The organism is Kribbella sp. NPDC058245 (assembly GCF_042882005.1).
In the GTDB taxonomy this organism is placed as follows: domain Bacteria; phylum Actinomycetota; class Actinomycetes; order Propionibacteriales; family Kribbellaceae; genus Kribbella.
This window is the reverse complement of the sequence record NZ_JBHVWY010000006.1, coordinates 133,094-154,854: the sequence shown is the minus strand read 5'-3', so window position 1 is coordinate 154,854 and position 21,761 is coordinate 133,094. Positions and strand designations below refer to the sequence as shown.

Below are 21,761 nucleotides of genomic sequence, written 5' to 3'. Positions count from 1 at the left end.
AATTCAGGAGGCTGGGGATGACTGACATCGACGTGGCGGTCCTCGTTGTGGGGGCCGGACCGACCGGACTGCTGGCGGCCGGTGAGCTGGCCCGGCACGGCGTGGACGTGCGGATCGTGGATCGCTTGGAGGCACCGAAGACGACCTCGCGGGCCTTGGTGAACTGGCCGCGGACGCTCGAGCTGTACGACGACATCGGCGTGATCGACGAGGTCCTGGCGACCGGCGTGGAGGTGCACGGGCTGAATGCGATCTACAGCCGGGACAAGCATTACCGGATCGATTTCGAGGGCGTGCTGAAGGACTCGGAGGAGCGCAGTCAGTACTCGAACGCGTACAACCTCTCGCAGCACGACACCGAGCGGATCCTCACCGAACGCCTTACTGGCTTGGGGATCTCGATCGAGCGCGGGCTCGCGCTCACCGGTCTGGTCGACGACGGCGAGGGAGTGACGGCCACGCTGCAACGTGCTGACGGTGGCACCGAGACGATCCGCGCCGGCTGGGTGATCGGATGCGACGGCGCACACAGCGCGGTCCGGACGGCGATCGGCGTTCCGTTCGAAGGAGCGACGTACCACGAAGAATTCATCATGGCCGACGCCGAGCTGGACTGGGAGCTGCCGGACGGCGAGCTGTACACCTTCATCAGCAAGCCCGGGATCTATGCCGCGTTCGCGATGCCGGGGGAGCACCGGTTCCGCATCTTCGGCAATGTCGAGCCGGGGCCGGACGGGCCGAGCGCGGAGTACAGCGAGCCGACGGACGCCGAGTTCCAGGCGATGACCGATGAGCGCGTTCCGTATCCGACCCGGATCACCAAGAAGCACTGGGTCAGCCGGTATCGCCTGCACCGGCGGGCGGTTCCGCAGTACCGGACCGGCCGGACGTTCCTGGTGGGGGACGCGGCTCATGTGCACAGCCCTGCTGGGGCGCAGGGGATGAACACCGGGCTGCAGGACGCGTACAACCTGGCGTGGAAGCTGGCGCTGGTCGCACGCGGAGTGAAGACCGGTCTGGGCGCGGAGCGTCTGCTGGACAGCTATCACGCGGATCGGCATCCGGTCGGTGAGCGGTTGCTGAAGACCTCGGACCGGATGTTCGCGGTCATCGCGGGTCGAAAGCCGACGATGGAGTTCATCCGTCAGCACGTCATGCCTGGGGTCGGCAGTCGACTCTTGCAGACCGAGGCAGTGCGGCACTTCCTGATCGGCATGCTGTCCGAACTGCACATCGCCTATCCCGACAGCCCGCTCAACGCGGAGAGCGGCCAGTACTGGGGTACGGCGCCAAAGCCGGGCGAACGCGCTCGGGAGGCCACGCTCGGATCCGGACGCCTGTACGACGTCTTGCGGGGGACTCATCACACCGTCCTGCTGTTCGAGGACACGGTCGACCTGACCGGGCTCGCCGTGCAGATCTCAGCGACGTACCCGGAGCTGGTGGTGGCGCGGGTGATCGGGGCGGAGGAGAAAGATGCGCGCAGCCAGTACGGCGTGGAGCGGGCGGCGGCGTTCGTGATCCGGCCGGACAAGTACGTCGGGTATCGCGGAGCGCCGGAGGATGTCCTGAGCGACTTGGCGCAACGCCTGGGGTAGCGGACAGAAACCGGCCGCTATTGCTGCCAAGCTAGTCCCATGTCCGAAACTTCAGCCCGACTGCTCTCGCTGCTGTCGCTGCTCCAGGCGCGTCGCGACTGGCCAGGTGCCTTGCTGGCCGAGCGCCTGGAGGTCAGCCCGCGGACGGTGCGCCGTGATGTTGATCGGCTGCGCGATCTCGGCTACCCGGTCCGCGCGATCAAGGGTCCGGACGGCGGCTATCGGCTCGACGCAGGTGCCGAGTTGCCGCCGTTGCTGTTCGACGACGACCAGGCGATCGCGGTCGCGGTCGCCCTGCAGACGGCGACCACCACGGTGGCCGGGATCGAGGAAGGCGCGCTGCGAGCCTTGGCCACCGTGCGCCAGGTGATGCCGGCCCGACTCCGGCAACGCGTCGACGCGCTGCAGGTGACCACGATCGACCGCTACCCAAACCGCCGTACGACGGTGGACTCGAACCAGCTGATCGCGATCGGGATGGCGGTTCGCGCCCAGGAGGTACTGCGATTCGACTACCAATCGCCGGGTGCGCCGGAAGGTGAGTGGCCGCCGCCGCGGCAGGTCGAGCCGCATCACCTGGTGACGTGGGGCGGTCGGTGGTACCTGATCGCCTGGGACCTGGGCCGCAAGGACTGGCGGACGTTCCGGGTCGACCGGATGACACCGAAGACGCCGACCGGACCGCGGTTCACGCCGCGCGAACTGCCGGCTGCGGATGTTGCGGAGTACATCTCGCGTCAGTTCAAGACCAAGGACCAGTTCCCGTGCCGGGGTGAGGCGGTTCTGCAGCTGCCCGCGGACGAGGTCGCGCCGTGGTCCGGCCAGGACACGATGGTCGAGGAGGTCACGCCGTCGAGTTGCCGGGTGACGATGACCGCGTGGTCCTGGGTCGGCCTGGCCGCCCGATTCGCCATGTTCGAGTGCGACCTCGAGCTCGTCGGCCCGCCTGAACTCGTTGCCGCCGCTCACCACATCGCCACCCGTTTCCAGGAGACCGCCCGATGACCGAAGAACTGATCCTCGCCGACGCGGCCGCCTGGCATGAGTGGCTCGGCGAGAACCACCAGACCAGCGACGGCGTCTGGCTCGTGCTGGCGAAGAAGGACGTCACCGACCCGACCAGCCTGGTCGTCGCCGACGCCCTCGACGAGGCGCTGTGCCACGGCTGGATCGACGGCCAGCGCAAGGCTCGCGACGAGTCCACCTTCCTTCAGCGTTACACCCCGCGCCGCTCCCGCAGTACCTGGTCGAAGCGCAACGTCGAGTACATCGCCCGCCTCGACAAGGCCGGCCGCATGCAACCAGCCGGCTGGGCCGAGGTCGACCGGGCCAAGTCCGACGGCCGCTGGGACAACGCCTACGGCGGCGCCGCGAACCTCGAGATCCCGGCTGATCTGGCTGCCGCGGTGGCCGCCGTACCGGATGCGCAAGCAATGTTCGACATCCTCACCAGCGCGAATCGCTTCGCCGTCGTCCACCGCGTCAACGACGCCAAGCGCGAGGAAACCCGGGCCCGCCGCATCGCCCAGTTCGTCGAACAGCTGTCTCGCGGCGAAACCATCTACCCCCAGAAGCGCAGCTGTAGATATCTGTACCTATTGGTATGTACACTCCCGGCTATGACCGTTGATCAGATCACCCGCCAGGTTGTTCTCGACCAGACCCTGCCCGCTGACCTGCCGGTACGACGGGTGGAGGCGCGGCGTATCACGATGGCTCCGAATACCGCCGTCGGCGTGCATACCCACAACGGCCCGGTCTTCGGCAGCATCGAGTCCGGCTCAGCCATCTACCAGTTGCGCGACGAGCCTGAGGTTGTGCTGCTTCCCGGCGACCTCTTCTACGAGCCCGCCGATGAGCCCATCCGCTTTGACGCCGGGCCGGACGGCGTCACATTCCTCGCTTACTTCCCGGTGACCGACGGCCAGGAGGCGCTGCTCGAGCTAATAGAGGACCGGGTTGAGCGGTGACGAGATGAGCTGACCCGGCTTGCCGCCGGGGATCCAGGAGAGGTCGTTGCGCTGGGCGTCGTTGACGGGCTCGGCGATCACCATCGCCGTGTCGACGTAGATGACCGTCATCACGCGCCGCGGCACGTCACTCGTGTTGGCCGGCGCGTGGTGGAACGTCCACCCGAGGTGATAGCTCACTTCACCTAGCTCATACGGCTCCGAGAACTCCGCAAACTCCTGCTCAGCCAACGACTTCTGCAGTACTCGTTCGGACTCGTCGCTGATCGGCAGGTCCCGGCCATGCTCAAACACATGACTGCCCGCAGCGAATGACAGCGGTCCCATCTCCATCGGCGTTTCCTGCAACGGCACCCACACCGTCACACACCGGTCGGTCGCGAACGGCCAGTAGTACTGATCCGCGTGCCACGGCGTCACCCCACCGCCGGACTCCTTGTACAGCGCCTGATCGTGGTACAGCCGCACTGACTGCACGCCCAGCAACTCCGCCGCGATCCGCGCCAGTCGCGGTGACGACACGAACTCCAGCACCTTCGCGCTGTGCTGCCAGAGGTTGGTGACCTGCAGAAACGCCTTGCCGTACGTGTCCCGCTCCGCCAACGGCACGGCCTGTGTATTCAGCTCGATCACCTTCCCGGTGATCTCCGGTGCGTATGCCGCGATCGTCTCGGGGCTCAGCACGTTCTTCAACTTCACGAAGCCGTGCTGCTCGAAGTGCGCAAGGTCAGCCGGGTTGAGGGCGTAGTCGGTCTCGAGATCGGTGGCATTCATAGAACACCAGGGTTCCCCGCCGCATCCATCGTTGTAAAGAGGGCTGGAAAATCCGGTTAGAGCACGCCGGTGTAGGTCAGGGCGAAGGTGGCGCACGGTAGGAGGAAGAGCGACGCCAGCACGATGATCCCCTTGAACGACTGCCGCGGCCCGATGAGCTTGCGGTAGGCAACGACCAGCACCGGGACCATCACGACCTCGAGCGCGAGCATGCTGCGCGGGATGATCGTGTCCGTCGCAGCCAGTACGACGGACAACGCCGCCGCCGCGATCCAGGCGCCGTACCCGAGCCTGTACGTCGTTTGTGCGCCGTACCGGACCGCGATGGTGTGGTACCCGGCGGCGCGGTCGGCCTCCAGATCGGCCAGCGTGGTCGGGAGGTAGAGGCCGATGGCGGCGAGCGTTCCCTGCAGGCCCATCAGCCACGGGAAGTCGCTGAGGTCGGGGTTGATCGCGGCCCAGCCGGCGAGCGGGCCGAAGGCGCCCAGGGCCAGCGCGTTCACCGCGACATCGAACCCGGCGCGCGTCTTCAACCGCACCGGCGGCACGCTGTACGCGTAGCCGAGAAGGACGGCGAGCAGCACGCCAAGCGCGAACACGATCCCGACATGCATCGCGATGCCGACCGCCGCGACCGCGGCCGCGAACGCGAGCCGCTTCGCCGCGCGCAACGTGATGCGGCCGTCCAGCAAGGGCGACTTCGCTTTGCGGGGATTGAGTCGATCGCTCGGCAGGTCGTACGCGTCGTTGACCGCAAGCACGGCGAGCCAGACCAGCGGACCCATCACGACCGCGCCGACGATCAGGCGCGGCCACTCTTCCAGCGGCGGGATCAGCTGCCGCGTCGCGAGCAGGATACCGACGTAGTACGGCACGATCGAGACGACCCAGAACGCCGGCCGTCCGACCGCGAGCACATCACGAACCCTCGTACGTGCTGCCAGAGTGGTGGCCACGAGTCCACTCTCCTCCCGCAACCCCGGACCGCACCTCACCTCACAGCGTGAGTCCCCTCACTCCTCAGCGTGAATGTGAGCAAGCGAACCATTCTCGAGCGCGACCCATACCGACCCGTCGGCATCGACCGCCAGCCCGTGCGGCTCGGACCCTTCGCCCAGCTCATGCGTCGAGACCACCGCTCCAGACGCATCGAGCCGAGCCAGTGAACCCGAACCCCACAACGTGATCCAGCAGCCACCATCCGCGGTCGCCACCACCGCATGCGGCTTCGACCCGGCCGGCAGCGGGAACTCCTCGATCTTCCCGTCGGTACTGATCCGCCCGGCCTGGTCCGCCATGATCTCCACGAACCACACCGCGGATGGGCCCGCGCTGATCCCCACCGGCCCGGCGCCCTCGGTCGGCAACGGGTACGTCGTCACAACGCCGGCCGTCGTCATCCGCCCGATCGCGTTCCCCTGATTCACCGTGAACCACAGCTCGTCGTTCGCCGTGATCATCGCCGGAAACCCGCCGTCGATGCCGATCGGATACGTCGCCACGGCGCCATCAGCCGCAACCCGCGCAACCTGGTCCGTACTCATCAACGTGCACCACAAGGCACCATCCGGCCCGACACAGATCCCGTACGGCGATCCCTGCACCGCGATCGCCGTGACGTTGCCAGAGGCATCAATGTGCCCAACGTGGTCGTCGCCGTTCCGGGTGAACCACACGCCGTCGGCGCCTGCCGTGATCACCATCGGCTGCGACTCCGGTGCCTCCAGCTCGAAGCGCTCGGTGGTACCCGCCTTCAGCCGAATCACAGCGCCCGCATGCACGAGTGTCGTCCACACGTCCCCACCAACGACCGCGACGCCGTACGGGCCCTCACCCGGACCCGAGATTTCCTGAACTGACACCGAACACCTCCCGATCGACAACAAACCGTCCCATCATCTACCGCAGGCGGACCGCCAGCACCCACCAACCCTCCTGTACACCGTCCGAGCGGAAGGTCTTGAGCGTGAAGCATCGGAGACGCACCGACTTAGTGGGTGATGGAGATCCGCACTAGGGTCGGAAGGAGTCGACCGAAGGGATTCTCGTGACTGGGCGTTTGATCGATGAGGTCGTGCTGGTCACCGGCGCCGCTCGCGGAATCGGGCGGGCGGTGGCCGAGAAGGCCGCTGCGGAAGGTGCAGCGGTCGGGCTGATCGACGTACTGGCTGATCAGTTGGCCGCAACGACAGCGGACCTGAAGGCAACCGGTGCGCGCGTAGCCGGTGTGGTCGGCGACATCACCGACGAGGCATCGGTCGCGGCGTCGGTCGGCCAGTTGGCCGCCGAGCTCGGGCCGGCGACTGTGCTGGTCAACAACGCGGGCAAGAACGCGTACGCCGACGCGACCCAGATGACCGTCGCGGAGTGGGACTCCGTCTTCGACGTCGACCTCAAGGGCGCCTGGCTGATGGCCCGCCAAGTCCTCCCCGCGATGATCGAGAACCGGCACGGGGCGATCGTCAACATCGCCTCGATCCACGCCTCCCTCACTACCGCCGGCATGTTCCCGTACGCCGCCGCCAAGTCCGGCCTGGTCGGCATGACCCGCTCCCTCGCCCTCGACGTCGGCCCGCACAACATCCGCGTCAACGCCGTCAGCCCCGGCTACATCGCCACCGACCTCCTGGAGGAGTTCTTCACCACCTTCCCCCACGAACGCGACCACGCCACCACCGTCCACCCCCTCGGCCGCATCGGCACCCCCGAGAACGTCGCCGAAGTCGTCTGCTTCCTGGCCTCCCCAGCCGCCGCCTTCGTCACCGGCGCCAACTGGTCCGTAGACGGCGGCCTAAGCACCCGCTACGCCTGACCCGCTCAGCGCGCCTCGTCGAGCAGGTCGACGGCTTCATCCATCCCGTACCGCTCCCGAAGTACGAGGAAGAGATCGTCCACGGACTCAGGTGGAAACCGTCGTCGAGAAGACATCGTCACCACTGCCCGCAGGGCTCGTTGTGGATTGACCGCGACGGTGTCGGCGGCGAAGTCGCGGGCCGGCAGGACCTGGATGCCACGGGGTATCCGCGGAGGTGGGAAGTCCTTGAGGTTCTCGGTGACGATCGCTCCGGCGCCACCGGCGACTGCGGCTGCGACGACGTGTTCGTCCGCAGGATCGGGCAGGCCGAAGGTGCCGTCGTACGGCTCCCAGTGGGTGACCTCCGCGTCGTCGAACGCGGTGCGCATCTGCTCGACGAGGTACGCCGAGCGCGCCTCGGCCTTGGCAGGAAGGACCGAGCGGTTGATCAGCTTCCGGACATGGGTGTAGCGGAGCTCTTCGAGAATTGCACTGCTCCAGAGCGGCCGCTACAGGCCTTCGGCTGCGAGGGAAAGGAGGAAGTCTCGTTGGGTGCTGGGCCAGAGCACCGAGGTGTCGAGGACGGCGCTGAACACTGCGGTGACTTTCAGTGGTGGTCTCGGCGGCGGGCGGCGAGGTCTTGGCGGATGGCTTTCAGTTGTTCGCGGACGGCGGCGGGGTCGTCTTCGGCGTCCAACTCGACGGCAGTGGCGGTGATGGCGTCGTACTGGCGTTGCCGGCGGCGCTCGCGATAGTCGAGCAGTTCACGGAGGAGGACCTTGCGTCGCGAACCGATCCGTTCGGATGGGAGCTCGCCCTGGTCGATCAGTCGGACGACGGTCGGGCGGCTGACGCCTAGGAGATCGGCGGCCTGTTGTGTGGTCAGCTTGGAGCTTTGGGGCGCGACCGTGACCGCATGCCCGGATCGCAACGCCTCGACAACCTGCAGCAGAACCATGTGCAACGCCTCCGGCACCTCAACCTGATCGCCTTCCTGAGCACCCGCCAGGAAGTATCGCGGCTCGGGAGTAGTGCCATGCCGGCTCTCGTGCGCGAGCAGGAAACTAGCCACCGATGCCAACTGCTCAGGCTGCTCGGGCAGGTAGGTCTGCTGCTCCAGTGCTTCGGCCGTCACCATGTCTCCCAGTTATTCGAACGAAAAGAACTTCTGTTCGTAACGTTCGAATAATAGATCTTCGACGCCCCAGGTGCAAGGAGCTCAGTTTTCGGGGTTGTAGGCGCAGGCTTCGGCTAGGTCGGGGGCGGGGGTTTTGGGGGTGGTGGGTTTGTGGGGGGTGCTGGCGGTGGGTTTCGGGGCGGCGGGCTTGGTGGTGGGGTTGAGGTGTTGCTGGATGAGTTTGCGCATGGCCTCGTACTTGGGGTTGCTGCCGCTGGGGTAGTTCTTCGGCTTGTTCAGGTCGATGTTGGTGATCTGGGCGTTCTTCACGCGTTGGCCGAGGGTGACGAAGGCGGGCAGGATGGTCTGCGGGATGTCCGTGCGGATCAGGTTCTCGCCGGCCTTGGCCAGGTCCATGTAGTTGGCCAGGACGTTCTGTGGGGTGGCGCGTTCGACGATCGCCTTGACGGTGCAGCGCTGGCGGGCCTGGCGGGCGACGTCGGCGCCTTGAACCTGGTAGCGGCCGCGGGCGAACCAGAGCGCGTCGGTGCCGTTGAGGTGCCGGTCGGGGCCGGGTTCGAGGTAGCGGCTGGCCGGGATCTTCTTGTCGTCGTTGCCGCCGACCGGGACCCGGTAGTTGATGTTGACGGTGATCCCGCCGAGGGCCTCGACGAGCTGGGCGAAGCCGGCCAGGTTCACCTGCACGTAGTAGTGCAGCTTCAGACCCATGGCTTCGCCGGCCGAGAGCTTCAGGACGTCGGCGCCCGGGTTGTCCGAGGGGCCGATCAGGTCGCGGTGCTCGGCGGGGATCAGCCGGTACATCGCGTCGAGGTAGTAGTTCGGCTGGTCCTCCTTCCCGTGCGGATCCCAGTATCCGGTCGGGAACTTCTTGTGCAGCGCGGTGCCGGCCGGGAACGGCATCCGCATCCAGTTCCGACTCAGCGAGATCAGGGCGGTCTTGCCGGTCCGCGTGTCGATACTCGCGATCATCACCGAGTCGGTCCGGGTGTCCTGGCGACCCGCGCCGTCGTCGGCCCCCAGCAGCAGGATGTTCAGGCGCGGGAGCTGGGCCCAGGGGTCCTTGGTGTTCTTGATCTTCGGCCGGGTCTGGCTCTTCGAGCTGTCACCGGAGAACACCTTCTCCACCAACTGCCGCTGCGCCATCAGCGTCTGCGCGCCGAGCGCCGTACTGGATGCCATCCCGAAGCAGACCAGCCCGATCACCGCGGACCCCGCCAGCCGCGCTCCCGGCCCGGCGGCCATCGGCCGGAGCATCTTGTACGACGAGACCAGGACCGCGACCCAGTACAGCGCGATCACGCCGAGCCCGACCACCATCCAGAGCAGGATGTCCGGGTTCAGTGCCCAGGTGACCACGTCGTCACGACGAGCAAGCGCCAGGTACACCGCTGCGCCGTACAGGCTCAGACTGAGCAGCGTGACCGCCGTACCCAGGCGCCGCCGCCCGGCCGCCAGGTAGCTGACACCCGGCAGCAGCACTCCCACGATTGCCAGCGCCAGCGCCGCGATCCCCGACCGCTCACGACGCTTGGCCCGCCGCGCACGGCGAGCCCCGGACCCGGATCTGCTGCTCGAGGACATGGGCTCCACTCATCAACTGGCGACAGGACAATGAGCGCGGCCCCGAACCGCGCTCAGCCCTACGATTCGCTGACTCCGCAAAAAGTTCGGCGGGTCCTCGAATCCTGTCCTGTTCCTGCCATCGCTCTCACCAGGTTGCTGCGGGCATCAGGACCTCCACCAGGGAGTAGCGTCGGAGACATCCCGGAGCGCGTTGGTTGCGCAGTGGACCTCGCCGCCGGCCAGGTGGGACCAGAAGAAGTTCTGGACCCAGTGCACGCGGACTCCGTTGCGGGCGAGCGCGCGCTCGGTGGCCTGCCGGAAGACGTCGCGACCGTTGAGCTTCGGCCCGTGCGGATCCGGCGCAGCGAACTGGCGATCGGTGAGCGACAGGCCGTTCGTGAGACCTGGCGTCAGGAATTTCAGTAGGCCGTAGCCGGGGACGCGGTTGAAGAAGACCGGGAGCCGGACGAGCTCGTCGGCGCGCAGATCCGTCGCCTTGAGCAGGATCGCGAGCTGATCGTCGATGTGCTGGGCGGCGGCCTCGTTGTCGGCCAGGCTGGTGGTGGCGAGGAGTTCGTCAACCGACGGCTTGGTCTTGGCGTTGGTGTCGGCGAAGAGGTGCTGGCCGCCACCGCCGTGGCGCTGCACGTCGCGCAGGAGCTTGGCCGCGAGCCGCGGGTCGGCGACCGCGAGAGTCCAGCCGCGAGCGTTGTTCGCCCGTACGACGTGAGTCGTCTCGTCGGTGTGACCAACCATCAGCCAGGACGTGTCGATCGTGACCGGCGGCTGATAGCCCTGCCCGGTGACCAGCTTCAGGTACGCCGGATCGGGTCGCCGCGCACCGGCGCCGTACAGGACTCGGCCCTGTGGATAACCGTCGTACGGCGGGAGTGCCTCGAGGTTGCCGCCCATGTTCAGCAGGTCGTCGAGACTCGGCGAGGCCTTGGCCGCGAGCTCCTGTACGACGCCGACGTCCGGGCCGCGGAGGTCGCGATAGATCAGCCGACCGGCCGGACGGGGAGTGGAGACTCCGTTGAAGTCCCAGACATTGCCGGACCGGATCAGGATCCGCATCGTGTGCGGACCGCCGACGGCCGGCATGCTCGCGGTAGCCGGCTCGAACGTGTCCTGAAGCCACATGTCCTTCCAGCCCTGCGCCGTACCCTTCACGAACTTCAGCCGCGCCCCGGTCTCGCTGGTGGCCGACCGCAGCGTCCGCGCGAACGGCTGCCACTCACCCGGCACACCATCCGGGTACGGCGCTTGGCCGCCCGGCCAGCCTGGTCCGTCATTCGGTGCGCCGGCGAGGACGGTCTGAGCCGGCTGCAGGTCGTTCTGCAGCATCAAAGGAGCAACCCGCAGCTGTACGACGTCGCTACTGCTCCGCCCGTGGTCCCGAACGGTCAGCGTGACGGTGATCCGCCCGTCCCACTTCGTCGGGTCGCGAACCACATCCCGCCCCTCCAGCCCAAGTCGCACGCCTTTGCGCAATTGAGCCGCCGTCAGACTCCCGACGGGCCGAGCATCGACGAAGATGCGTGCCTTGTCCGCGGGGCTGATCGTCAGCATTCCCGTCGCGGTGGACGAAAGGTTGCTTAGGGCATCGATCTTCAGCGGTGCCAGATCCGCAGCGTCCCGGGGTCCGTTGATGCGGTCGTCGGCGGCGTCGTTGCAGGCGGCAAGCTTCTCGTCGACCGCCCGGCCGATCGCGCCGAGCTCGGCGGGACTGACCTTGCAGCGGCGTTCGTCGTCGTCGAGGTTCGGCAGGAAGATCGCGCCGCGACTGTCGGTCCAGGTGGATCGGCCGGCGTCGTCGGCGGTGGTGAGCAGGCCGTCGCGGTTCACGTCGGCGGTCAGGTGCGCGAGTGGTGCGGCCCCCCAGGCAGCGATCACCGGGGTTCCGGCGGCGAGCAGGGTCGCGGCGGCGAGGCCCGCGGTCCAGCGTCTCATCGGAGCTTCTCCTTTGTGATACGAGCGTGCTTTTTCCATCTCGAAACTAACACGGTCGTATCAGAACCGGCAGGTGGAGAAACGATCTCCACCCACGGCCGGAGAAGGGGTTTGGGCCTTGGAGGCAAGAGGAGGTGAGTGGACGCCCGCCAGGGTGTCGTGAGGAGAGGGACTCGATGCGCCGCTGGACTGCTGTCAGGATCGTCGGACTCGCCGCCGTGGCGGTGGTCGGCGCCGGAGTGCTGTTCCAGCTCCCGGCCAGCCCGTTCGACCGCGGTGGCAAGCCCGAGCGGCCGGTCGTCGACCAGGCCCAGCCGCCCGGACGAACCGTCGTACAGGCGCCAAAGGGTGACCCCGGTGACAAGCCGGCCGACGAGCAGTCGTCGAAGACTCCCGACCGCCCCGACCCGGCGATCACTTATCCACAGCGCGGAACGGTCAACTTCACCGTGCTCCCCGCCGACTCGGCGCATCGGGTGATCGGCCGCGCCGGCCGCCTGATGACCTTCCAGATCGCGATCGAGGGTGGGATCAAGGGCATCGACCAAGCGGAGCTGGCCGAGTTCGTCCGCGACACGTACGGCGCTCCGCAGGGCTGGACCGCCGGTGGCAAGTGGCGGTTCCAGCAGGTCGGACCGGGGGAGCAGGCGGATTTCCGGCTCATGTTCGTCACGCCGGAGACCCGCGACACGTACTGCGGCTATGCACCCGACCGCTACACGAGCTGCCGGATCGGCGACCGGGTCGTCCTCAACATCGCCCGCTGGGTACACGGCGTCCCGAACTACGGCGCCTCACTGACCACCTACCGCCAGTACATGGTCAACCACGAGACCGGACACCGCCTGGGCAACGCCCACCAGCTCTGCCCCGGCGACGGCCAGCCCGCGCCGGTCATGCAGCAGCAAACACTCGGGCTCCACGGCTGTACGGCGTACGCGTGGCCCTACCGCGACGGATCGCTCTACCGAGGTCGCCTCGGCAAGTACGACGACCCCATCCCCGCTACCTAGTTCTGGAGGAAGGCCTGTGGAAGCACCGCCTGGGCAGGACTGGGGCTGACAGTGGCGGACTCAAGACCGTCGGCCACGGTGTGCAGCAGCCGGATCAAGTGCGCCGCATCGTCCGGGCCGAGGATGCCGGTCACGACATCGAGGACGCGGACGGTCAGCCCGTCCAGCTGGGACAGGCGAGCCTGACCCAGCGCGGTGACCACGACCTGGCGGCCGGTCCGGACCATGCCGAGGGCGGCGAGGTCGGAGATGGCCAGCTCGGCCTCGGCGGTGGTGGTGCCGATCTGCTCGGCCACGCCCTCGGCGGTGCTGCGGCCGTTGGCGATCGCGCTCAGCACCAGGGCGGCCGGCATCTTCAGGCCAACCGCGTCCTGCAGGCCGAGGATGAGTGGGTGCGCGTGGCCGCGCACTCGCTCGACCGCGTCGAGCAGGCGGAGCGCGTCACCGACGTCACCGATCAGGTGCTCGGTCTGCACCGCGGCGAAGGCCGTCGGTTGAACCGCAGCAGGCGATCCCACCACTCCGTCCGCCGCCGGCTTGCGCAGCGCGAGAGCCTGGGTTTCCTCGTCTTCGATGGTCACGTGATCCAGCGTACGGAGTCCTTCCGACAGCTCGGCGTGTCGTTCCTGAGGAAACGCTATGAATCGATCGGGGCGGTGGGACGGGGAAGGAATCCAGTGCAGCCCGTCGGTGGTCTACCCCCTCAGCCGCGCAGCCGAGTGCGAAACGAGCCCTCGTCATCGGTGCCCTCAACTACCGGCGGCGAGGACTACCCGGCCGACCCACCCGACCCACCCGTCTCAGCCGATTTGCCTGGCTGGCCAGCGAGGTCGGGGGTTCTGCACCCTTAACCACGGTGCCGAACCCCCAATATGGCTGGCTAGCCAGCGAAATGGGTGAGCGATGTGGGGGCGGGCTGTGTCGGCGGTCGGCGGTCGGCGGTCGGCGGTCGGGCGGCGGGCGGCCAGCAATTTGGTGATGGACGGCGGTGTCTCCGGCCGCGGGCCGTTCGGCTGAATTCACGACAGTCGAAAATGTGCTCGAACAATTCGAGTACCGCTGGTCCGAAAAAGTTTGCCCGCAGTCGGAGAAATCGAGATCGGTGCGTGACCAACGGCTCAGGTGCTCCGTTGGATCTGATGTGACGGTGAACACCTACGGCGCATCGTCACCGCGCTCGCCCGCGAATTATCCCTTGCCGATCATCGCGAATTAGCCAGGAGGACCAGTGACAACCGCCACCGCCACCCAGATCATCGAGCGCCGTCGCGTGCGGGTCTGGTTCGGTGAGCACGTGATCGCCGACTACAACGCCGAGCCGGCGTTGGCCGAGCGGTACGCCCATGCCATGAGCCGTCGTTTCGCCGGCCTGCGGGTCACCAACGACCCGATGCCTGCTGTCGACCGGCTCCCCGACCCCCTGCCCGGCGAGCGCATGTGGGACGTAGCACCCCGCTAGGAGAAGCTTCCGAAGCCTTTTCGTCGTCCGTATCTCACCAGACAACCCACCCGGACAACGGTCGGCCGAGAACCTCACCTCGACCACAAAAGGCCTCGGTACGGCGGCAAGTGAGCGTTGGCGTTCTGCTCCTCACTTGCCGCCGCATTTCTCCCCTGCATTGCGCCTGAATGAATTGAACAACTTTCACGTCCGCACCGGTCTCCCCAGTCCGGTGCGGACGTTTTGCGTTGAGTACACCTCGATGTCGTCGAGGAACACTCCGTCGGCCGAGGGCGTGAAGGTGCGGGTGAAGGCGACCTTCATCTGCTGGGCCTGGACGGGTTCGAACCGGACCACTCGTCGATTTTCGCCGCCGCGACGGGGTCGCAGGTGCGTCGAAGGGTTCACCGGAGCAACATCCGCCGGACATCCAGTACGGCGATGATCCGGCGGATTTCCCTTTGTCAGGAGGAAGCACGATGGGGCACACGCACGGCGCGGGTCATGGTCATGGGCACGGACATGGTCACGGGCACGACCACTCGCACGACCACGACCATCACCACCCCAACACCGAGCTGGACGCGGCCACGCTGACCGCGCTCGACGAGTCGGTGCCGGACAGCGACCTGACCCCGACCGAGGTCTCCCGTCGCGGACTGCTCCGCTCGGCCGGCATCCTCGGCGGTACGGCGGCCCTCGCGGTCACCGGCGCTCAGTTCGCCGCGGCCAGCGCCCCGAAGGACGGCTGGGTCTTCAGCCACGGCAACCGGCCGAACGTCTGGCTGGCCGGTGACCACCACATCCACACGCAGTTCAGCTCCGACGGCATGTACCGGGTGATCGACCAGGCCCGGCACGCGGCCGCGTACGGTCTGGACTGGCTCGTCATCACCGACCACGGTGGCGCGACCCACGCCCGGATCGGCGTCGATCTGGTGAACCCGCAGATCAAGGCCGCGCGCTCCGAGCTGAAGGACACCCTGATCTTCCAGGGGCTGGAGTGGAACATCCCGGCCGCCGAGCACGGCACCGTCTTCGTCGCGCCGGGCAGTCGCGAGGTCGAGGTTCTCAAGCAGTTCGAGAACAACTACGACGGCAATGTGAAGAACGCCGGTGCGAACACCCCGGCCAACGAGGCCCTCGCGGTCTCCGGCATCCAGTGGCTCGGTCAGCAGGTCGACAAGCGTCGCGTCGCGGACGCACTCTTCCTGGCCAATCACCCGGCCCGCAACGGTATCGACAGCCCGCACGAGATTCGCAACTGGCGTGACGCGAACCCGCGGATCGCGGTCGGCTTCGAGGGCGCACCCGGTCACCAGGCCGGCGGTCTCCCGAAGGGCATCGGTACCGGCGGTGCCCGCGGCATCTACGGCAACTCCCCGAACGCGAACTCGTTCCCGGCATACCCGGCCGAGAGCTACCGCACCTGGGGCGGTTTCGACTGGATGACCGCGACGGTCGGCGGCCTGTGGGACAGCCTGCTCTCCGAGGGCAAGCCGTGGTGGATCAGCGCGAACTCCGACTCGCACAACAACTGGAACGAGACCGCCCGCCGCCCGGACGGCTCCAGCCAGGAGCAGTTCGACCGTGACGGCCGGTACATGGACCCGGTCTACGGCAACCAGGTGCTCACCACGAACAGCGACTTCTGGCCGGGCTTCTACAGCCGCACGCACGTCGGCGCCGACCGTCGCGACTACCTCTCGGTGATGGAGGGCCTGCGCAACGGCCGCGTCTGGGTCGACCACGGCATGCTCGTCAAGGGCGTTGAGGTCGAGGTGCGCGAGGTCGGCAAACGGTACGGCGAGCCGTTGGGTGGCGCGCTCGTGGTTCGTAAGGGTCGCCCGGTCGAGTTGGTCGTCCGGATCACCACGCAGACGATGCCGAACTGGGCGAACTTCGTGCCGACCCTGAATCGGGTCGACGTCATCCAGGGTTCGGTGACTGGCCCGGTCAGCGACCGCGACACGTTCGCGGCACCGCAGACCAAGGTCGTCCGGCAGTGGGACACCTCCGGCAAGCGCGGCACCTTCGAGTTGGTCTACCCGCTCGGCCGGGTCGAGGAGGCGTCGTACCTGCGCGTCCGGGGCACCGACGGTCACCGCAGCCAGCCTGGGTACCACGGTGCGGCCGTCGACCCGGCCGGTCCGGCGCTCGACGTGGTCGGCGACGCGGACCCGTGGGTCGACCTGTGGTTCTACACGAACCCGATCTGGGTGCTGCCGAAGTGATCGTCGCCGTCGACACGGACAGCAGGGACACGGCCGCGGCCGACCACCTGCTGTACGAGCTGCTCGAGGCAGTGAATCAGCCGGTCATCGCCTGCACCCACATGGTTGCAGGCGGCGACCGGCCGCACGTGGCGGTGTCGCTGGCCGGCGGCGCCGATCTGGCCGAACCGATCCGCGCTGTCGTCGCGGATCGGAGCGCGGGCCTCGCGATCACCCGGCCGGGAGCCACCCAGCCGGAGCTTGCCGGACCGAGTCAGCTCGTCCGCGGTGCCTACGTGGCCGCAGTCGAAGCAGCACTCGGTACGGCGGGTCGAGTCGTCCGCTGGCCTGGTCACGAGCGGGGCCGCGGGGTCCTGCCCGCGGCCGAGCTGCGCAGCCGGTGCGGAATCGACCACCTGGAAGCGATTGGTGGTCTGCCGATCACCGACGACGCCTTGGTCGACACGCTCGACTTCCTCCGGCCGGTACGGCGGGAGGGTCAGCTCGTGCTGCAGTTACAGCCGGCCGCCGGTAACCTGCTGATCCCGTTCGAACTCCAGCACCAGCAGAAGTGCTGCGCGGATCACTGATTCCAGTCGTGCTGGGCCAGTGCTTCGGGCAGTTCACCGATCACGCCGAGACGTTGCGTGCAACGGGTCAGAGCGACGTACAGGTCCCTGAGCCCGCGAGGGGACTCGATCACGATCCCGTCCGGGTCGACGACCAGGACGGAGTCGAACTCGAGTCCCTTCGCTTCGCGGGCGGTCAGCACGGTGACACCGCTCAGACCGTCGACCGCCTCCTGGATCAGCTCGAGCCGGCTGCGTGACGTGATCACGCCGACCTCGCCGTACTGGGTCTCCTCGGACGCTGTCTTGTAGACGTACAAGGCCTGATCGGCCGGCGGGACATCCGCATGCCAAGGCTGTACGCCGGTCGAGCGAACCGAGCGCGGCGGCTTGGCCGTCGGGTCGACCTCATGCAGTACTGCGTTCGCGAGGTCCATCACCTCGGCCGGCGTGCGGTAGTTGAGCGTGAGCTCGGCCAATCGCCAGCGGTCGCCGAAGGTCTCACCGAGCGCGGACGACCAGCTCGTGCCGCCACCGATCGCGCTGGTCTGCGCGACATCGCCGACCACCGTCATCGAACGCAGCGGACAGCGCCGGGCGATCGCGCGCCACGCCATCGGGGTGAGCTCCTGCGCCTCGTCCACGATCACGTGCCCGTAGGTCCACCGCCGGTCGGCGCCGGCGCGCTCGGCCAGCGTGCGATCGTCGTCGGCTTCGTAGCGCTCGGCAAGCATCTGCGCGTCGAGGATGTCCTTCGCGGTCAGTACTTCGGCGTCGTCCTCCTCGTCGAAGTCGGTCGACCCCGAACCGGACAACAGGTCCAAAGCGCCTTGTGCATAAGCAACTGCGCGCGCCCGGGCGGCTCGCTCGCGGGCGGCTTCCGTGCCGTCATCGCCGAGCAGCTCGGCAGCTTCGTCGAGCAGCGGTACGTCGGCCGGGCTCCAGTCGGCGCCGTACCGGAGGAGGTGTTCGCGGTCGAGTTCGCTCAGTTGTGGTGCTGCCTGAGCGAGTCGCTCCTCATCGCCGTACAGGTCCTCGAGGAGTTGTTGCGGGCTGAGCTGCGGCCACAGTTGGTCGAACAGGGCCTGCATCTTCGGCTCGGCGAGGATCTCGTTGCGCAGCTCGGTGAGGTCGTAGTCGTCGAGCAGGTTCTCACCATCGAGCGGGTCGGTGCCGATCAGGTCGGAGTACTGCGCGGTCAGGCCGTCGACGATCTCGTTCAGGAAGAACGGCCGGGCCTGGTTGTGCGTGAGATTGCGGCGGCGCACGCGGTCGCGCGTCGTACGGGCGAACTCGGGGTCGAGCGTGAGCGTGGTCCGGTCGACGAGCACCTCGATCGGTGCGTCCGGGATCCACTGGCGGTCGGCGACCGCCTTCTCGATCACCGCGGCCATCACCGTGCGGCCCTTCACCTCGGCGCTCTCCGGCGCCTCCGGGCGGGTCGCGGTCACGCCCGGGTACAGCTCGGCGATCGTGACGAGCCGGACGCCGTCCTCACCGAGCGACGGGAGCACCTGACCGATGAACTTCAGGAATGCCGCATTCGGTCCGACGACCAGAATTCCGCGCTTTTCCAGTTGTTCACGATGCGTGTAGAGAAGGTAGGCGGCACGGTGCAATGCGATCGCGGTCTTGCCAGTACCGGGACCGCCTTGGACGACGAGGATTCCAGGCAGCTCGGAGCGGATGATCCGGTCCTGATCGGCCTGGATCGTCTGCACGATCGACTCCATCCGGCCGGTCCGGCGCGCGTCCAGCGCCTTCAGCAGCACGGCCTCGCCGATCACGCCGGTTCCCGGCTTGGACGGGTCGGCGGCCTCGCGAGCGAGGTCGAGTTGCTCGTCCTGTACGTCGACCACCCGGCGTAACCGCGTTTGGATGTGGCGCCGCCGTACGACGCCTTGGTTCGCGATCGCGGTCGCGATGTAGAACGGGCGGGCCGCGGGGGCGCGCCAGTCGATCAGCAACGGTTCGTAGTCGGCGTCGTGCAGCCCGAGCCGGCCGATGTGAAGCACCTCGCCGTCAGCCGAATCCAGCCGCCCGAAGCACAACCCTTCCTCGGCTCTGTTGAGTCGCGAGAGCCGGATGTCGAGGTTGCGGATCCGCCCGTCCCGCTGGTTCAGCGCCTGCGCGTTGCGGGTGCTGATCAGCAGCTCCTCGCGCGTCCGCGCCTCGGTCCGCTCCCGCTCGTGATCGAGGGCAGCGTAGAACGTGCTGAGGTGCGCTTGTTCGGCGTCGACCGGATTCGGCAATTCAAACCCCTTGTGATAAAATGCGTCTTTGTTGGCTCCCGAATGCATTTCTCGGTGGTAGCCACAAATCCTTGAGTTTATCCGCTGCCGGGGATTTCTTGTAGTGGGGGATTTCAGTTGAAGCAGTGGCTGTGGATCGCGAACGCGTCGGCGACGCTGCTGGTGGGCTCGGCGGCCATCTTCCAACTGGTGGACGCCTCCTCGTCCGAGGACTCCTCCTGCGGGCCGAACTGCGATCCGCACGGTTACGTGGTGATCTTCACCGCGATCCCGGCACTGATTGTCGTCATCGTGGCTCTCTCTGCGGTGGGGGCTCTCATCGCGCGGCGGCGGGCCGGGCTCTGGATCGCTCTGGTCGCCGCGATCGGTTGTTCCGGCGAGCTGTTCCTGCTGTGGGGGCTGCTGCCGATCTGGCGCGTCGTGCTGCTCTGGACGTTGATCGTGGCGGCCGGAGGCCTGGCCGTCCTCGGTCTGCGCCGGGCGCCTGTGCACCAGCCGTACCGCGTGCCGGAGCCGCCGTACCCGACGGCTTGACCTCAAGTCGTCTTGAGGTATTAGCGTCACCGGACGTGACTGTCCATCCGCTCCGCCTCGCCGTGCTCACCCGCAACCTCGAGCCCGGCCGCTTCGGCACCACGGTGACCGAGTGGTTCGAGCGTGCGGCCGACCGGCACGACGAGTTCAAGCCGGACCTGATCGATCTGAGCGCCGTACCGCTGGCCGACCTCCCGGTGCGGATCGCCGAAGCCGACGCGATCGTCGTCGTGACGGCCGAGTACAACCACGCCTATCCCGGCGACCTCAAGACCGCCATCGACGCCGTCCGCCAGCCGTGGTTCGGCAAGCCGATCGCCTTCGTCGTCTACGGCGGCCGCTCCCGTGGCCTGCGCGCCGCCGAACAACTCCGCCTCGTCTTCGGCGAGCTGCACGCCGTCACCATCCGCGACACCCTCGGCTTCCACGAGGAGGACTTCACGCCCGCCGGCGAGCCGATCGACCCCACGACCGACGCGGCCGCCGCCACCCTCCTTACCCAACTCGCCTGGTGGTCTCGCCCCCTCCGCGACGCCCGCTCCACCACGCCGTACCCGTCCTAAGGACAGGACGTATACGCCCACTGCGCCCCGGCTGCACGCTCAGCGTCTCCCCGGGTGGAGCCGAATCCGGAGAGACCTCCTGTCCTGAGGAGGAATAAGTCGCGGGTGACGGTCGTTGCCGACCGTTGTGAGCAGCGAAGCCATGCCCTTGTCCGTGCTTGACCTTTCGCCGGTGCCTTCGGGGACCAAGCCTTCGCGGGCGTTGCACGAGACGCTCGAGTTGGCGCGGGTGGCTGAGGCTGCCGGTTATCACCGGTACTGGCTCGCTGAGCATCACAACCTGGCGAGTGTGGCGAGCTCCAGTCCCGAGGTGATGATCGCGGCGGTTGCCGGGGTCACCTCGACCATCCGGGTCGGAGCCGGCGGGATCATGCTGCCGAACCACTCCCCGCTGAAGGTCGCCGAGACGTTCCGCGTGCTGGCCGGGCTGTACCCGGACCGCATCGACCTCGGTCTCGGCCGCGCTCCCGGTACGGACCAGCGCACCGCGCTCGCCCTTCGCCGCAGCCGCGAGGCGCTCGGGGCGGACGACTTCACCGAGCAGTACGCCGAGCTGCGCGCGTACGCCGAAGGTTTCCCGGCCGGGCACCCGTTCGAACCGATCTCCGCGCAACCGTCCGACGTACCGTTGCCGCCGGTCTACATCCTCGGCTCCAGCTCGTACGGCGCTCAGGCGGCTGCTGCCCTCGGGACGGGATTCGCCTATGCCGGTCACTTCGGCACACTCGACCCGGCCGGCGTGATCGCGTCGTACAAGACGAACTTCAAGCTGTTCGAGCACGAGACCCAGCCGTACGCGATCCTCGCCCTGGCCGCGATCGTCGCCGAAACCGAAGAGCGCGCCCACCAACTCGCCGAGGCGAACGCCCTCTCCATCCTCCGTCTCCGCTCCGGCCGCCCCGGCCCGCTCCCGTCACCGGAAGAGGCCGCGGACTATCCGTGGAGCGAAGGCGAACGAGCGGCCGTCGAGGAATGGGCCGGCCTGGCCATCGTCGGCACCCCCGACCAGGTAGCCACCGAACTCCGCCGCCGCGCCAACGCCGCCAACGCCGACGAACTCATCATCACCACCCACATCCACGACCCGGCCGAACGCCAACGCTCCATCCAGCTCCTAGCCCAGTCCTGGGGCCTAAAACCCCGCTGACCCCTCCGCCCTACCCCGCCCCCATTTGCCGGCCTTACCCCCGCCCCATTTGGTGGGCTGACCCACGGCAGTGTGGGTGGGCCAACGGCATGCGGTGGGGCAACCCACATCCACGTGGGCTGACCCACCAAATGCCTTACCCCCCGCCCCATTTGGTGGGCTGACCCACGGCAGTGGGGGGGGGGGGACGACAGACGGGTGGTCCCCCCCCAAACACCTGGGGTGCCCCCCCCCACAAACCC

Annotated in this window: 20 protein-coding genes and 1 pseudogene; 11 read left to right on the top strand and 10 right to left on the bottom strand. The window is 67.7% G+C overall.

What is annotated here, in order from left to right:
- The first annotated feature begins 17 nt into the window (after window positions 1-17).
- Genes ACFVWG_RS15770 through ACFVWG_RS15760 form a run of 3 tightly spaced genes read left to right on the top strand, consistent with a single transcriptional unit; the run spans window position 18 to window position 3,568 of the window.
- A complete protein-coding gene (locus ACFVWG_RS15770; protein ID WP_391543994.1) occupies window positions 18-1,598 on the top strand; it encodes an FAD-dependent monooxygenase in 1,581 nt (526 codons plus the stop codon).
- A 39-nt stretch (window positions 1,599-1,637) separates the two neighbouring features.
- Window positions 1,638-2,603: a helix-turn-helix transcriptional regulator gene (locus ACFVWG_RS15765; protein ID WP_391543993.1), complete on the top strand. Its 966-nt coding sequence runs from the start codon at window positions 1,638-1,640 to the stop codon at window positions 2,601-2,603.
- Entirely contained in the window at window positions 2,600-3,568 is a 969-nt protein-coding gene (locus ACFVWG_RS15760; RefSeq protein WP_391543992.1) for a YdeI/OmpD-associated family protein, read from the top strand. The genes ACFVWG_RS15765 and ACFVWG_RS15760 overlap by 4 nt, the downstream gene beginning before the upstream one ends.
- Here ACFVWG_RS15760 and ACFVWG_RS15755 read toward each other — a convergent pair.
- From ACFVWG_RS15755 to ACFVWG_RS15745, 3 genes are read right to left on the bottom strand one after another with little or no spacing between them, the layout of a single operon-like run.
- A complete protein-coding gene (locus ACFVWG_RS15755; RefSeq protein ID WP_391543991.1) occupies window positions 3,542-4,342 on the bottom strand; it encodes a phytanoyl-CoA dioxygenase family protein in 801 nt (266 codons plus the stop codon). The two genes, ACFVWG_RS15760 and ACFVWG_RS15755, sit on opposite strands and share 27 nt — an antisense overlap.
- A gap of 56 nt (window positions 4,343-4,398) precedes the next feature.
- On the bottom strand, window positions 4,399-5,298 hold the full coding sequence (locus ACFVWG_RS15750; RefSeq protein ID WP_391543990.1) for a UbiA prenyltransferase family protein: 900 nt from the start codon (window positions 5,296-5,298) through the stop codon (window positions 4,399-4,401).
- Window positions 5,299-5,355: 57 nt separating this feature from the next.
- Window positions 5,356-6,204: a virginiamycin B lyase gene (locus ACFVWG_RS15745; protein ID WP_391543989.1), complete on the bottom strand. Its 849-nt coding sequence runs from the start codon at window positions 6,202-6,204 to the stop codon at window positions 5,356-5,358.
- A gap of 185 nt (window positions 6,205-6,389) precedes the next feature.
- On the opposite strand from ACFVWG_RS15745, the gene ACFVWG_RS15740 reads away from it, so the two are divergent.
- On the top strand, window positions 6,390-7,154 hold the full coding sequence (locus tag ACFVWG_RS15740; RefSeq protein ID WP_391543988.1) for an SDR family NAD(P)-dependent oxidoreductase: 765 nt from the start codon (window positions 6,390-6,392) through the stop codon (window positions 7,152-7,154).
- Window positions 7,155-7,159: 5 nt separating this feature from the next.
- Here the strand turns inward: ACFVWG_RS15740 and ACFVWG_RS15735 are convergent.
- The 4 genes and pseudogenes from ACFVWG_RS15735 to ACFVWG_RS15720 all read right to left on the bottom strand — a co-directional run.
- A pseudogene (locus tag ACFVWG_RS15735) lies at window positions 7,160-7,630 on the bottom strand (PIN domain-containing protein); the annotation flags it as partial.
- 113 nt (window positions 7,631-7,743) lie between these two features.
- Window positions 7,744-8,271, bottom strand: coding sequence for a helix-turn-helix domain-containing protein (locus tag ACFVWG_RS15730; RefSeq protein ID WP_391543987.1), 528 nt, complete (start codon window positions 8,269-8,271; stop codon window positions 7,744-7,746).
- Between the two features lie 84 nt (window positions 8,272-8,355).
- Window positions 8,356-9,855 (bottom strand): LCP family protein, encoded by a 1,500-nt coding sequence (locus tag ACFVWG_RS15725; RefSeq protein ID WP_391543986.1) that lies wholly within the window; start codon window positions 9,853-9,855, stop codon window positions 8,356-8,358.
- A 147-nt stretch (window positions 9,856-10,002) separates the two neighbouring features.
- Window positions 10,003-11,787: a protein-arginine deiminase family protein gene (locus ACFVWG_RS15720; protein ID WP_391543985.1), complete on the bottom strand. Its 1,785-nt coding sequence runs from the start codon at window positions 11,785-11,787 to the stop codon at window positions 10,003-10,005.
- A 176-nt stretch (window positions 11,788-11,963) separates the two neighbouring features.
- Here ACFVWG_RS15720 and ACFVWG_RS15715 point away from each other — a divergent pair, with 176 nt between their 5' ends.
- Entirely contained in the window at window positions 11,964-12,800 is an 837-nt protein-coding gene (locus ACFVWG_RS15715) for a DUF3152 domain-containing protein (protein WP_391543984.1), read from the top strand.
- On the opposite strand, the gene ACFVWG_RS15710 is transcribed toward ACFVWG_RS15715, so the two are convergent.
- Window positions 12,797-13,381, bottom strand: a complete 585-nt coding sequence (locus ACFVWG_RS15710; RefSeq protein WP_391543983.1) for a MarR family transcriptional regulator — start codon at window positions 13,379-13,381, stop codon at window positions 12,797-12,799. The genes ACFVWG_RS15715 and ACFVWG_RS15710 overlap by 4 nt on opposite strands.
- A gap of 647 nt (window positions 13,382-14,028) precedes the next feature.
- On the opposite strand from ACFVWG_RS15710, the gene ACFVWG_RS15705 reads away from it, so the two are divergent.
- A complete protein-coding gene (locus ACFVWG_RS15705) occupies window positions 14,029-14,259 on the top strand; it encodes a hypothetical protein (RefSeq protein ID WP_391543982.1) in 231 nt (76 codons plus the stop codon).
- A 186-nt stretch (window positions 14,260-14,445) separates the two neighbouring features.
- On the opposite strand, the gene ACFVWG_RS15700 is transcribed toward ACFVWG_RS15705, so the two are convergent.
- Complete coding sequence (locus ACFVWG_RS15700; RefSeq protein WP_391543981.1) at window positions 14,446-14,598, bottom strand: hypothetical protein; 153 nt, start codon at window positions 14,596-14,598, stop codon at window positions 14,446-14,448.
- A 122-nt stretch (window positions 14,599-14,720) separates the two neighbouring features.
- Here ACFVWG_RS15700 and ACFVWG_RS15695 point away from each other — a divergent pair, with 122 nt between their 5' ends.
- Both ACFVWG_RS15695 and ACFVWG_RS15690 read left to right on the top strand, forming a co-directional pair.
- The gene (locus ACFVWG_RS15695; protein ID WP_391543980.1) at window positions 14,721-16,475 is read left to right on the top strand and encodes a PHP domain-containing protein; all 1,755 of its coding nucleotides are present in this window, start codon (window positions 14,721-14,723) and stop codon (window positions 16,473-16,475) included.
- Complete coding sequence (locus ACFVWG_RS15690; protein WP_391543979.1) at window positions 16,436-17,044, top strand: hypothetical protein; 609 nt, start codon at window positions 16,436-16,438, stop codon at window positions 17,042-17,044. The genes ACFVWG_RS15695 and ACFVWG_RS15690 overlap by 40 nt, the downstream gene beginning before the upstream one ends.
- Here the strand turns inward: ACFVWG_RS15690 and ACFVWG_RS15685 are convergent.
- Window positions 17,038-19,275: a HelD family protein gene (locus tag ACFVWG_RS15685; RefSeq protein ID WP_391543978.1), complete on the bottom strand. Its 2,238-nt coding sequence runs from the start codon at window positions 19,273-19,275 to the stop codon at window positions 17,038-17,040. The two genes, ACFVWG_RS15690 and ACFVWG_RS15685, sit on opposite strands and share 7 nt — an antisense overlap.
- Window positions 19,276-19,392: 117 nt before the next feature.
- Here ACFVWG_RS15685 and ACFVWG_RS15680 point away from each other — a divergent pair, with 117 nt between their 5' ends.
- From ACFVWG_RS15680 to ACFVWG_RS15670, 3 genes are all read left to right on the top strand, one after another.
- Window positions 19,393-19,809 carry a hypothetical protein gene (locus tag ACFVWG_RS15680; protein WP_391543977.1) on the top strand — a complete coding sequence of 139 codons (417 nt, stop codon included), beginning with the start codon at window positions 19,393-19,395 and terminating at the stop codon, window positions 19,807-19,809.
- Window positions 19,810-19,844: 35 nt separating this feature from the next.
- On the top strand, window positions 19,845-20,372 hold the full coding sequence (locus ACFVWG_RS15675) for an NADPH-dependent FMN reductase (protein ID WP_391543976.1): 528 nt from the start codon (window positions 19,845-19,847) through the stop codon (window positions 20,370-20,372).
- A gap of 142 nt (window positions 20,373-20,514) precedes the next feature.
- Complete coding sequence (locus ACFVWG_RS15670; RefSeq protein ID WP_391543975.1) at window positions 20,515-21,519, top strand: LLM class flavin-dependent oxidoreductase; 1,005 nt, start codon at window positions 20,515-20,517, stop codon at window positions 21,517-21,519.
- Window positions 21,520-21,761 lie beyond the last annotated feature (242 nt).